Source organism: Pseudomonas cimarronensis (assembly GCF_049331905.1).
In the GTDB taxonomy this organism is placed as follows: Bacteria; Pseudomonadota; Gammaproteobacteria; order Pseudomonadales; family Pseudomonadaceae; genus Aquipseudomonas.
On the sequence record NZ_CP186283.1, the window covers coordinates 34,432 to 47,393 of the forward strand.

General features: G+C 60.9%; 11 protein-coding genes. 8 read left to right on the forward strand and 3 right to left on the reverse strand.

Translation table 11 applies throughout. The annotated features are described in order from the left end of the window. Positions 1–12: 12 nt before the first annotated feature. From ACOCLD_RS00180 to ACOCLD_RS00190, 3 genes are read right to left on the reverse strand one after another with little or no spacing between them, the layout of a single operon-like run. Complete coding sequence (locus tag ACOCLD_RS00180) at positions 13–774, reverse strand: TerB family tellurite resistance protein (protein ID WP_422910385.1); 762 nt, start codon at positions 772–774, stop codon at positions 13–15. Between the two features lies 1 nt (position 775). Beyond that, complete coding sequence (murU, locus tag ACOCLD_RS00185) at positions 776–1,447, reverse strand: N-acetylmuramate alpha-1-phosphate uridylyltransferase MurU (RefSeq protein ID WP_422910386.1); 672 nt, start codon at positions 1,445–1,447, stop codon at positions 776–778. Further along, entirely contained in the window at positions 1,444–2,460 is a 1,017-nt protein-coding gene (locus ACOCLD_RS00190; protein WP_422910387.1) for an aminoglycoside phosphotransferase family protein, read from the reverse strand. The genes murU and ACOCLD_RS00190 overlap by 4 nt, the downstream gene beginning before the upstream one ends. 125 nt (positions 2,461–2,585) lie before the next feature. Here ACOCLD_RS00190 and ACOCLD_RS00195 point away from each other — a divergent pair, with 125 nt between their 5' ends. The 8 genes from ACOCLD_RS00195 to ACOCLD_RS00230 all read left to right on the forward strand — a co-directional run bounded on the left by ACOCLD_RS00195 (position 2,586) and on the right by ACOCLD_RS00230 (position 12,883). Continuing rightward, positions 2,586–5,375: an LPS-assembly protein LptD gene (locus ACOCLD_RS00195; RefSeq protein ID WP_422910388.1), complete on the forward strand. Its 2,790-nt coding sequence runs from the start codon at positions 2,586–2,588 to the stop codon at positions 5,373–5,375. After that, entirely contained in the window at positions 5,350–6,648 is a 1,299-nt protein-coding gene (locus ACOCLD_RS00200; RefSeq protein ID WP_422910389.1) for a peptidylprolyl isomerase, read from the forward strand. The genes ACOCLD_RS00195 and ACOCLD_RS00200 overlap by 26 nt, the downstream gene beginning before the upstream one ends. Positions 6,649–6,795: 147 nt before the next feature. Further along, positions 6,796–7,797: a 4-hydroxythreonine-4-phosphate dehydrogenase PdxA gene (pdxA, locus tag ACOCLD_RS00205; RefSeq protein WP_422910390.1), complete on the forward strand. Its 1,002-nt coding sequence runs from the start codon at positions 6,796–6,798 to the stop codon at positions 7,795–7,797. Positions 7,798–7,905: 108 nt separating this feature from the next. Then, positions 7,906–8,709, forward strand: a complete 804-nt coding sequence (rsmA, locus tag ACOCLD_RS00210; RefSeq protein ID WP_422910391.1) for a 16S rRNA (adenine(1518)-N(6)/adenine(1519)-N(6))-dimethyltransferase RsmA — start codon at positions 7,906–7,908, stop codon at positions 8,707–8,709. A 40-nt stretch (positions 8,710–8,749) separates the two neighbouring features. Then, positions 8,750–9,130: a Co2+/Mg2+ efflux protein ApaG gene (gene apaG, locus ACOCLD_RS00215; protein WP_233685259.1), complete on the forward strand. Its 381-nt coding sequence runs from the start codon at positions 8,750–8,752 to the stop codon at positions 9,128–9,130. Positions 9,131–9,396: 266 nt separating this feature from the next. After that, on the forward strand, positions 9,397–10,218 hold the full coding sequence (locus ACOCLD_RS00220; protein WP_422910392.1) for a symmetrical bis(5'-nucleosyl)-tetraphosphatase: 822 nt from the start codon (positions 9,397–9,399) through the stop codon (positions 10,216–10,218). Then, positions 10,215–10,544, forward strand: coding sequence for a thiosulfate sulfurtransferase GlpE (gene glpE / locus ACOCLD_RS00225; RefSeq protein ID WP_257779346.1), 330 nt, complete (start codon positions 10,215–10,217; stop codon positions 10,542–10,544). The genes ACOCLD_RS00220 and glpE overlap by 4 nt, the downstream gene beginning before the upstream one ends. Before the next feature lie 416 nt (positions 10,545–10,960). Then, positions 10,961–12,883, forward strand: coding sequence for a PrkA family serine protein kinase (locus ACOCLD_RS00230; RefSeq protein WP_257779347.1), 1,923 nt, complete (start codon positions 10,961–10,963; stop codon positions 12,881–12,883). Positions 12,884–12,962: the final 79 nt, after the last annotated feature.

The following is a 12,962-nucleotide window of genomic DNA, read 5'->3' on the forward strand; positions in this document are numbered from 1 at the left end:
ACCACTGCCAGCCTAGCGGAAGCCGTGACGCTGGCGGATCAGGTCATAGGCCTGGTGCAATTCACGGGTACGCTCCGTGGCCTCACGCACCCGCTCCGGGCTGGCACCACTGCCGGCCAACTTATCGGGATGATGGCGACTGAGCAGACGCCGATACGCCTGCTTGATCTGCGCCGGCTCAGCATCGGCAGCCACATTCAGCAAGTTCAGCGCGCGCTGATAGGCGTTGCTGGCGGTGGGCGCCAGCGGCCCCTGCTGCGGCGCATAGGCATCACTGAATTGCGCCTGGGTCGCGGCCGCCACCTGCAACCACTTGCCCCAAAGCATGATCAGCTCACGCTCCGCCTGGCTGACCTGACCATCGGCCCAAGCCATACGCCAACAGGCACGCAGCAAGGTTTCAGCCCGCGCCTGCTGACGACGCAACGGCCCACGCAGACTGTCACGCCCCGTCTTTCCCTGCGCAAACGCTTCAATCGCCTGGCGCTGCCCTTCGGCATTCAAGCCCAGTCGCTGCATCTCTGCCCGCGCCTGCTGGATATGTGCAGGCAGCACACGCCCGGCACTCTTCGCCAACCGCCCGAGCAGTACAAACAACAGCCACTCATCACTCGGCGCTGCACGCCCGCCCAGACGTTCACGCAGCGCCGCCCAGGACTGCAGCCGCAAGCGCCGATCCAGCACCTGACCGATCAGCGCACCGAGCAACGCGCCGGGAATACTGGCCACCGCGAGCCCGGCAACAGCACCCAGCAAAGTGGCAGGCCAAATCATCTTAAGCCCGCGCCTCAAGCAGTCGCTCGACTTCAGCCAGGCGCTCATGGGTGCCAACATCCACCCAGCACCCGGCAAACTGCTCACCGCTGACCTGGCCCGCAGCCATGGCCTGGCGCAACAAGGGCGCAAGTTTGAACGCCCCCGGCTGACACTCGGCAAACAACGCGGGCGACAGTACCGCCAGCCCGCTGTAGGTCAAGTTGCCTTCCCCCGCCTGAGCATCACTGACCTGGCCGCCCTGCAGGCAGAAATCACCGCCCGCATGGTGCGTCGGGTTAGCCACCAGCACCAGGTGAGCCAAACCGCTTAACGGGCGGCGCAACTGGGCAAAGGGGTAGTCGGTGAAAATATCGCCATTGACCAGCACAAAGGGTTGATCGCCAAGCAGCGGCAGGGCCTGAAAAATTCCACCGCCGGTTTCCAGCGGCTCGCCTTCTGCGGAATAGGCGATACGCACACCAAAGCGCGCGCCGTCACCCAGGTAATCCTCGATCTGCTGCCCGAGCCAGGCATGGTTGATCACCAACTCGGTAAACCCGGCGGCCGCCAGAGCGCGCACGTGGTACTCGATCAACGGGACGCCAGCGGCACGCACCAGCGGCTTCGGCGTATGCAGAGTCAGCGGCCGCAGGCGCTCACCTTTGCCTGCCGCCAGAATCATCGCCTTCATGCGGGCTCCTGCGGCAAGCTGGCAAACAGTTCACCCAGTTCGGCCAGCTCAGGACGCCGCGCCAGCACTGCTTCTATATAAGAGAAGAAACGCGGCACGTCGCCCAGGTACTTGGGCTTGCCATCGCGGTGGCAGATACGCGCAAAGATGCCGATCACCTTGAGGTGGCGCTGCACCCCCATCAGGTCGCTGGCACGCAGAAAATCCTCAAGCTGCGGCTGAACCGGCACACCGGCAGCAAGCGCCTGCTGCCAATACTGCTCCAGCCAATTGCGTACGCGCACCTCGGGCCAGCTGAGGAAGGCATCCTTGAACAGGCAGGTGATGTCGTACGTTACCGGGCCGTAGACAGCATCCTGAAAATCCAAAACGCCCGGATTCGGCTCACTGAGCATCAGGTTGCGCGGCATATAGTCACGGTGCACCAGCACCTTGGGCTGCGCCAGAGCACTGTCGATCAGCAACTGACTGGCGCGCTGCCAGAGGTCCAACTGCGCAGCCGTCAACGTCACGCCCAGGTGATGCTGTACATACCACTCGGGAAACAGCTGCAGCTCACGACGCAGCAGGGCATCGTCATAGCTGGGCAACGGCGTGCTCATCGGTAACTGCTGGAAAGCCAGAAGTGCCTGCATGGCATCGGCGAACAGCTCATCCGCATTGCCTTCGTTGATCACATCCAGATAGGTCTGCCGCCCCAAATCGTTGAGCAGCAAAAAGCCGCGCTCAAGGTCCGCTGCGAGAATCTGCGGCACATTGAGCCGTGCTTCAGCCAGCAACTGAGCCACCTTGACGAAGGGCCGGCAATCTTCCTGCGGCGGTGGCGCGTCCATCACAATCAGGCTGCGCCCAGCCCCCTGCCAGCGAAAATAGCGGCGAAAACTGGCATCGCTGCTCGCCGATGTCAGGCTGGCAGCCGGCACAGCGCCCCAGCCCTGTTCGGCAAACAGCCCAGGCAGCTGCTGATCCAGCCAGTTTTCGAGGAGTTTCAGGCGTACATCTTCATCAGGCATTACAAGGTCTCCGACGGCGCTAGCCGTTGCGCGGGTCATGCTTTATTATCCAGCATCTTTTCAAGCCCATCGAGAGGCGTGCGGCCTCAGGGCCAATGGCGCGCAGGAAGCCCGGAAAAAATAAGATGGCAGTAAAATACCCCGCGTTTCGTAAAAAATTCCCTCTACTGGTCACTGGCAGCCTTCTGGCGCTACAGCCTGTAGCCGTCCCTTTTGCTGTCGCTGCTGAGCAGTATGATTGCCAGGTTTCCGCCACCGGCGGCTGGGCATGCGCCCCGAAAGCCAGCGATGCTGCACTGCCCGCCCGGCCAGTACAACGTGATTCGGTTGCCAGCAGCAAGGCGGCTGATGACAACACTGAACCCGGCAAGAGCCAAGCAGCGCAAACCACGCTGGTTACCGAGAGCCGTGGCAAAGGCCTGACCTCACGCAGCGCTGATTACAGCCACCTTGATTGGGTACCGCGTGAGAACCTCACCGCCGCCCAGCTGGCAGAAGCCGGCCCTTACTGCGCCGGCGCGTATGTAGAGCCGACTCGCCCGGGCATGGACGACAAGACGCCGATGGACGAAGCGCCGATGTTCGTCTCGGCCAAGGCTTCGCGCTATCAGCAGGAACAACAGGTTGCCACCCTCGCCGGTGATGTAGTTCTGCGTCAGGCCGGCATGCAGGTCGAGGCAGACGAAGCCAACCTGCATCAGGCAGAAAACCGTGGTGAGCTGGTTGGCAATGTGCGTCTGCGCGACCAGGGCATGCTGGTGGTGGGTGACCGCGCCGAGCTGCAACTGGACAACGGCGAAGCCAAGGTCGATAACGCCGAATACGTTCTGCACAAGAGCCACATTCGCGGCAGCGCGCTCTACGCCAAACGTGAAGAAAGCGCGATCATCCGCCTGAAAGACGGCACCTACACCAGCTGCGAACCTGGCAGCAACGCCTGGCACCTGAAGGGCAACAACATCACTCTGAACCCAGCCACCGGGTTCGGCACCGCGACCAACGTGACCCTGCGGGTGAAGAATATTCCGGTGTTCTACACACCCTATATCTACTTCCCAATCGATGATCGTCGTCAGTCCGGCTTCCTGCCACCCAGCATCGGCAGCTCCAGCGACAATGGCCTGACCCTGCAAACGCCTTACTACTTCAACTTGGCGCCGAACTACGACGCCACGCTGTACCCGACCTATATGAGCGATCGCGGCTTGCTGATGGAAGGCGAATTCCGCTACCTCACCAAGAACAGCGAAGGCCAGTTCGGCGCCGCTTACCTGGACGACAGCAACGACGACCGCAAACTGCAGTCCGAGTACGAAGACCAGCGCTGGATGTACAGCTGGCAGCACAAGACCGGCCTGACCTCGCGCCTGCTGGCAGAGGTTGACTACACCGACATCAGCGACCCGTACTACTTCCAGGATCTAAACACCGATCTGGGCATTGGCTATACCAGCTATGTCAACCAACGTGGCACCCTGACCTACCGAGGTGACAGCTACGTCGCGCGCCTGAATGCGCACGCTTACGAGCTGGCCAATATCACCGATATCACTCCGTACAACCGTTTGCCGCAGCTGACGCTGGATGGCGTACTGCCATTTAAGCCAGCTGGTGTGAACTTCAGCTACGGTACGGAATATGTGCGTTTCGATCGCAGCCTGCGTAAAGGCAACTTTATTGACGAAGACGGCGGGCCATTTAACGCCAACGGCACCGTTGGTACACCGTGGTACGACACCCGCCTGCAAGGCCTGGCCCGCGCCAATGGTGAGCGCCTGCATGTCGAGCCAGGCGTCAGCCTGCCGCTGAACTGGAGTTGGGGCTATTTCAAGCCTCAGGTCAAATATCTGCAAACCAATTACGACCTGAGCCTGGATCAGCAGGGCAAGAACACCCTGCTCGCCGAACAAACCTACAAGAGCAGCCAAAGCCGCGGCGTAGGCATGTTTAGCCTGGACAGCGGTCTGTATTTCGACCGTTCCACCCAGCTGTTCGGTACCCAGTTCCGCCAGACGCTGGAACCCCGCGCTTTCTACCTGTATGTACCAGAAGAAGACCAGACCGATATTCCTGTCTTCGACACTGGCGAAAGCACCTTCAGCTACTCCTCGCTATGGCGTGAAAACCGCTTTTCGGGCAAAGATCGTATCGGTGATGAGAATCGCCTGTCGCTGGGCGTAACCAGCCGCTGGATCGAACCGAATGGTTTCGAACGCCAGCGCTTCAGCATCGGCCAGGCCGTCTATTTCGAAGACCGCAAGGTACAGCTACCCGGTATTGATTACCGCACCCGCGGTGATGCAACTGCATCGGTGTCGCCGTATGCCCTCGAGTACCTCTATCGCTTTAACCGCGATTGGCGTTTCTCCTCGGATTTCAACTGGGATCCGGACAGCGGCAGCACCCGTTCCGGCAGTGCGATGTTCCACTACCAGCCTGAAGACAACCCGAACAAGGTGATCAACGCAGGTTATCGCTATCGCAACGATACCGTTCGCTATGACCAAGCAACAGGCGAATGGGGTTTCGGCAGCGACTACGGCACTCCCGGCACGCCTGAGTACATCAAGGACTACTACAAGATCAACCAGCACGATTTCTCGGTCATCTGGCCGATCGTGCCGCAGTGGAGCGTGATCTCCCGCTGGCAGTACGACTACGGCCGCGACCGTACACTGGAAGCCTTTGCCGGCTTCGAGTACGACAGCTGCTGCTGGAAACTGCGCCTGATCAACCGCTACTGGATCGACTATGACGAAGTCAGCCTGAACCCGTCGCTGAACGACCAGGCAGACCGCGGTATTTTCCTGCAGATCGTGCTCAAAGGTCTGGGCGGTGTAGTCGGCAATAAAGTTGAGACTTTCCTCGACCAAGGCATTCAAGGTTATCGTGAACGTGAAGACAAAGCTTTCTGATTGCGTGCGCCCGCTGCTGTTGGGCGCGCTGTTTCTGGGTACTGCGGCGCAGGCTGAAGTACAACCGCTCAACCGCGTTGTAGCGATTGTCGATAACGACGTGGTGATGCAGAGCCAGCTCGATTCACGCCTGCGTGAAGTGCAGCAGACCATCGCCCAGCGCGGCGCCGCACTGCCGCCTGAGCATGTACTGAGCCAGCAGGTGCTGGAACGTCTGATCATCGAGAACATCCAGCTACAAATCGGTGAGCGCTCCGGCATCCGCATCACCGACGAAGAGCTGAACCAGGCCATTGGCACCATCGCTCAGCGCAACGGCATGAGCATCGAGCAGTTCCGCGCCGCCCTGGCGGCAGATGGCCTGTCTTACAACGATGCGCGTGACCAGGTGCGTCGCGAGATGATCATCAGCCGCGTACGCCAGCGCCGTGTAGCTGAACGTATTCAGGTCACCGACCAGGAAGTGCAGAACTTCCTCGCCTCGGACATGGGCAAGATGCAGCTGTCGGAAGAATTCCGTCTGGCCAACATCCTGATTCCAGTTACCGAAGGTGCTTCTCCGGAAGATATCCAGGCGGCTGACCGTCAAGCCCGTGAGCTGTATCAGCAACTGCAACAGGGCGCTGACTTCGCTCAGTTGGCGATTGCCCGCTCGGCCAGCGAAACCGCACTGGAAGGCGGCGAAATGGGTTGGCGCAAAGCCGGCCAGCTGCCGCCACCGTTCGACGCCATGATCAGCGCCCTGGCGGTCGGTCAAGTCACCGAACCAATGCGCACGCCTGGCGGTTTCATCATGCTCAAACTGCTGGAGAAACGCGGTGGCGGCAATCAGGTGCGCGACGAAGTCAACGTGCGTCATATCCTGATCAAGCCCAGCGAAATCCGCAGTGAGGCCGAGACCAAACGCCTGGTTGAGCGCCTCTACCAACGCATCCTGGCAGGCGAGGACTTTGCCGAACTGGCGAAGAACTTCTCCGAAGACCCGGGCTCCGCACTCAATGGCGGCACCCTGAGCTGGATCGACCCTAACGCCCTGGTACCGGAATTCCGTGAAGTGATGAACAACACGCCGGCAGGTGAGCTGTCCACGCCGTTCAAGAGCCCATATGGCTGGCACGTGCTGGAAGTCATGGGCCGTCGCGCCACGGATAGCAGCGCACAGTTCCGCGAGCAGCAAGCCATGACCGTACTGCGCAACCGCAAGTACGATGAAGAGCTGCAAGCGTGGCTGCGGCAGATCCGCGACGAAGCCTACGTCGAGACCAAACTCTGACAGGCACGCGTCCTCGCGAAGCAGCAGATCAAGCCCGGTTCATGCCCACGCATAACCGGGCTTTTTTCTGCGCTGCACCCATGCAGCGACGCATAATGTAGTCACAAAGACCACTGCCCTCCCCGCTTGATACACGAGAGCCTGCCGATGACCACTGCCCGCCTCTTTGCCCTGACCCCTGGTGAACCTGCCGGCATAGGCCCCGATCTGTGCCTACTACTGGCTCGTGAGGCGCAGCCGCACGCCCTGATCGCCATTGCCAGCCGCGATCTGCTGACTGAGCGTACCCAGGCGCTAGGGCTAGACATTGAGCTGATCAATGTCGGCCCAGAAGCCTGGCCGACCCAGGCAGCGCCTGCTGGCAGTCTGTATGTCTGGGACACGCCATTGGCCGCAGCGGTCAGCCCCGGCCAGTTGAACCCGGAGAATGCCCACTACGTGCTGCAAACCCTGACCCGCGCCGGTCAAGGCTGTATCGACGGCCACTTCGCCGGGATGATTACCGCGCCGGTGCACAAGGGCGTGATCAACGAGGGCGGGGTTGCTTTCTCCGGGCACACCGAGTTTCTCGCCGAGCTGACCCACACCGAACAGGTGGTGATGATGCTCGCCACCCATGGCCTGCGCGTGGCGCTGGTGACCACGCACCTGCCACTCAAGGACGTGGCCGACGCCATTACCCCCGAGCGCCTCAGCCGAGTCACGCGCATCCTCGATCACGACCTGCGCACGAAATTCGGCATCGCTCGCCCGCGTATTCTGGTCTGCGGCCTCAACCCCCATGCCGGTGAAGGCGGCCACCTGGGCCGTGAAGAAATTGAAATTATCGAGCCGACCCTGCAGCAGCTGCGCACAGAGGGTATCGAGCTGATCGGCCCATTGCCGGCCGACACCCTGTTTACTCCCAAACACCTCGAGCATTGCGATGCGGTGCTGGCGATGTACCACGACCAGGGTTTGCCAGTGCTCAAGTACAAGGGTTTCGGCGCGGCGGTCAACGTGACGTTAGGCCTGCCGATCATCCGCACGTCGGTTGACCACGGTACTGCGCTGGACCTGGCCGGCACGGGCCAGATCGACTGCGGCAGCCTGCAGGTTGCCCTGCAAACCGCCTATGAAATGGCCGCCAGCCAACTGAAAAGCCGCTGATGGCTAAGGCCGGCACAGGGCGCAAGTCGCCAATGCTGTTAAACTGCCGGGCTTTCTACCCGCGTTACATTCGCCTCACGCCACTGGCGTGAAGCCTGGAGCTGCTGCATGTCCGAATACCAACACCGCGCGCGCAAGCGTTTCGGCCAGAACTTCCTGCATGACGCTGGGGTGATTCACCGCATCCTGCGCGCCATTCACGCCCGTGAAGGCGAGCACATGCTGGAAATCGGCCCAGGCCAGGGCGCGCTGACCGAGGGCCTGCTGAACAGCGGCGCGCAGCTCGACGTGATCGAGCTCGACCGCGACCTGGTGCCGATCCTGCAAGATCAGTTCGGCAGCAACCCGCGCTTCCGGTTGAATCAGGGCGACGCCCTCAAGTTCGACTTCACTCAGCTGCAGGCCGCGCCGCACAGCCTGCGCGTGGTTGGCAACCTGCCGTACAACATTTCTACGCCGCTGATCTTCCACCTGCTGGATAACGCCCCCCTGATTCGCGACATGCACTTTATGCTGCAGAAGGAAGTGGTCGAGCGCCTGGCCGCAGAACCGGGTGGTGGCGACTGGGGCCGCCTGTCGATCATGGTGCAGTACCACTGCCGCGTGGAGCACTTGTTCAATGTCGGCCCGGGTGCGTTCAATCCGCCGCCGAAGGTCGATTCGGCCATTGTCCGCCTGGTGCCGCACGAGGTCCTGCCGCATCCCGCCAAGGATCACCGCCTGCTTGAGCGCGTGGTGCGCGAAGCGTTCAACCAACGCCGCAAAACCCTGCGCAACACCCTCAAGGCGCTGCTGCCTGCTGAGGCCATCAAGGCCGCCGGGGTTGATGGCAGCCTGCGCCCGGAACAGCTGGATCTCGCGGCATTTGTACGCCTGGCGGATCAACTGGCTGAGCACACCAACGCCGCCTGACAGTGGCTAGACTGGTTTCTGCCTACCGAGTTAATTACGCATGAGCGATCCGCGTTACCACATCGACGTCAGCGTCGTGACCCGCTACCTGCCGGAGCAGTCGCAGCCGGAACAGAACCGTTTTGCCTTCGCCTACACCGTTACGGTGAGCAACAACGGCGAATTGCCGGCCAAGCTGCTGTCCCGCCACTGGGTCATCACCGATGGTGATGGCCGTGTGCAGGAGGTCCGCGGTGCCGGCGTAGTCGGTCAGCAGCCGCTGATCGAAGCCGGTGCTAGCCACACCTACAGCAGCGGCACAGTGATGACCACCCGCGTCGGCATCATGCAGGGCAGTTACCAGATGCTCGCAGAGGACGGCAAACGCTTCGATGCCGTGATCGCGCCTTTCCGCCTGGCTGTACCGGGCTCGCTGCACTAGGGTCTGCCCCCGTTTCGTTCACGGCCGCGCCGGAGCCAGTTTTTGCGCGGAGTAAGGCATGAGGAGAGAAGTTTGGTTGTTCCAAATGAACGACGAATAACGCAGCGCCGCGCAAAAACTGGCCCAGCCCTTCGGGTTGCGCGAAAAATTGCGCCATGCTGCGTTTCGAGGCTTGGCAAGGGAGCGACCATTACCTGCGCCTCCCGCCTTGCCTGGCGCGTTTTTTCGCAGCCACGCGGCTCGCGACGAAACGGGGGCAGCCCCTAATGGCCACCTATGCCGTCGGCGACCTGCAAGGCTGCCTGAAACCCCTGCAATGCCTGCTTGAACGTGTGGCGTTTGATCCTGCACAGGACAAACTGTGGCTGGTCGGTGACCTGGTCAACCGTGGCCCTGAGTCGCTGGCGACGCTGCGCTTTCTCTACAGCATGCGCAGTGCCCTGACCTGTGTGCTGGGTAATCACGACCTGCACCTGCTGGCCGTGGCGCACAATATCGAGCGCTTGAAGAAAGGCGACACCCTGCGCGAGATCATCGACGCGCCGGATGCCGCCGACCTGCTCGATTGGCTGCGCCTGCAAAAGCTGCTGCATTACGACGAAGCCCGTGACACCGCCCTGGTACATGCCGGCATTCCGCCGCAGTGGAACATGAGCAAAGCGCTCAAGCGTGCCGCCGAAGTGGAGGAAGCCCTGCGCGACGACGCGCGCCTGCCGCTGTTTCTCGACGGCATGTATGGCAACGAGCCCGCCAAATGGGACGGTGATTTACAGGGCGTAACGCGCCTGCGGGTGATCACCAACTATTTCACCCGCATGCGTTTCTGCAAGGCCGATGGCACCCTCGACCTGAAAAGCAAGGAAGGTGTCGGCAGCGCCCCTGCCGGCTACGCCCCCTGGTTCAGTTACAAACAGCGCAAGACCCGCGGCCAGCGCATTATCTTCGGCCACTGGGCGGCGCTCGAAGGACAATCCCCAGAGCCTGACGTGATCGCCCTGGATACCGGCTGTGTATGGGGCGCGAGCATGACCCTAATGAATATCGATAGCGGCGAGAAATACAGCTGCGACTGTAAGGAGCAAGCATGAGCGAGTTCAAACGCATCCCCCCCGAGCAGGCCCAGGCATTGCGTCAGCAAGGCGCGGTGGTGGTCGACATTCGTGACCCACAAAGCTTTGCCGCCGGACACATCAGCGGCTCGCAGCATCTCGACAATCACTCGCTGCACGCCTTTATCACTCAGGCCGATCTCGACGCACCACTGATCGTCACCTGCTACCACGGCAACTCCAGCCAGAGCGCAGCGGCCTATCTGGTCGGCCAGGGCTTCAGCGACGTCTACAGCCTTGATGGCGGCTTCGAACTGTGGCGCGCAACGTTCCCTAACGACACCGCACACAGCTCGGAAGAATAATTTTCTCCACGCCCAGGCCGCGCCAGCTGTGGCCTGCCGGGCATTGCCGAGCAGCAGTAATATCCTGTTATCGTTGCTCGGCCCTTGACCTCGCTGATTCCGAACTATCCTTTAGCTCAGGCCATCCAAAACAAGGTAGAGCCGGCCAAACGGCATCGGGCCATCGGTAAGAACCTGTTCAAGGTCTCGCGAGCTAGAGTCATGCAAGGCAAGAACAGGCGAGGAAGCGGAGTTTACTGATGTAAATAAGCATTCCGAGCCTGTTCTTAACGCAGCAGGGCTTACGCGCAGCAGACGTTGAACACGTTCTAAGATTATTAGGTGTTCTGGGGGTTTTACCCGGCGGCATCCGCACCGGGGCTACCAAGCGCCTGACCGAACCCGCACCGGCTCTGCGCATCGAGCGAGGTGAAGTCATGAGCATATTCAGCCACTTCCAACAACGTTTCGAAGCGACTCGCCAGGAGGAGTTTTCCCTCCAGGAGTACCTCGAGCTGTGCAAACAGGATCGCAGCGCCTACGCCTCGGCAGCCGAGCGCCTGTTGCTGGCCATCGGTGAGCCGGAACTGCTCGATACCTCGACTGACCCACGGCTCTCGCGAATTTTCTCCAACAAGGTGATTCGCCGTTACCCGGCGTTTGCCGACTTCCATGGCATGGAAGAGTGTATCGACCAGATCGTTTCCTACTTCCGCCATGCCGCTCAAGGCCTGGAAGAGAAGAAGCAAATCCTCTACCTGCTCGGCCCGGTAGGCGGCGGTAAATCCTCGCTGGCGGAAAAACTCAAACACCTGATCGAAAAGGTGCCGTTCTATGCCATCAAAGGCTCGCCGGTATTTGAGTCGCCACTGGGCCTGTTCAGCGACGCTGAAGACGGCGCCATCCTCGAAGAGGATTACGGCATCCCCCGGCGCTACCTCAACAGCATCATGTCGCCCTGGGCGACCAAGCGCCTGCAAGAGTTCGGCGGCGATATCAGCCAGTTCCGCGTGGTCAAACTCTACCCGTCGATCCTCAACCAGATCGCCGTGGCCAAGACCGAGCCGGGCGACGAAAACAACCAGGACATCTCCGCGCTGGTCGGTAAGGTGGACATCCGCAAGCTCGAGGAATACCCACAGAACGACGCTGACGCCTACAGCTACTCGGGCGCGCTGTGCCGGGCCAACCAGGGCCTGATGGAATTCGTCGAGATGTTCAAGGCACCGATCAAGGTGCTGCACCCGCTGCTGACCGCCACCCAGGAAGGCAACTACAACAGCACCGAAGGCCTCGGCGCGATTCCTTACAGCGGCATCCTGCTGGCCCACTCCAACGAGTCGGAATGGCACAGCTTCCGTAACAACAAGAACAACGAGGCCTTTATCGACCGCATCTACATCGTCAAGGTGCCGTATTGCCTGCGCGTCTCCGACGAGATCAAGATCTACGACAAGCTGCTGATCAACAGCTCGCTGTCCAAGGCCCACTGCGCGCCGGATACGCTGAAGATGCTTGCGCAGTTCTCCGTGCTCAGCCGCCTGAAGGAGCCGGAAAACTCCAACGTCTACTCGAAGATGCGCGTCTACGACGGCGAAAACCTCAAGGACACCGACCCCAAGGCCAAGTCGATTCAGGAATACCGCGACAGCGCCGGTGTCGATGAAGGCATGAACGGCCTGTCGACCCGCTTCGCCTTCAAGATTCTCTCCAAGGTGTTCAACTTCGATCCACACGAGATCGCTGCCAACCCGGTGCACCTGCTGTATGTGCTGGAGCAGCAGATCGAGCAGGAACAGTTCCCCGCCGAAACCCGCGAGCGCTACCTGCGCTTTATCAAGGAGTACCTGGCGCCGCGCTACATCGAGTTTATCGGCAAGGAAATCCAGACCGCTTACCTCGAGTCCTACAGCGAGTACGGGCAAAACATCTTCGACCGCTATGTGCTGTACGCCGACTTCTGGATTCAGGATCAGGAATACCGTGACCCGGAAACCGGCGAGATTCTCAACCGCGTGGCGCTCAACGAGGAACTGGAGAAGATCGAGAAACCGGCCGGCATCAGCAACCCGAAGGATTTCCGCAACGAGATCGTCAACTTCGTGCTGCGCGCCCGCGCCAACAACAATGGCAAGAACCCGACCTGGCTCAGCTACGAGAAGCTGCGCGTGGTGATCGAGAAGAAAATGTTCTCCAACACCGAGGATCTGCTGCCTGTCATCAGTTTCAACGCCAAGGCGAGCAAGGAGGATCAACAGAAACACAACGACTTCGTCACTCGCATGGTCGAGCGCGGCTACACCGACAAGCAGGTGCGCCTGTTGTCCGAGTGGTATCTGCGGGTTCGCAAATCGCAATAAAGCGGCCTGGCGCAACCGGCCAGGGAGCAGCGCAGGGCGCGGCAACGCGCTCTGCCAGCGCTTGCGCCTGATGCCTGCA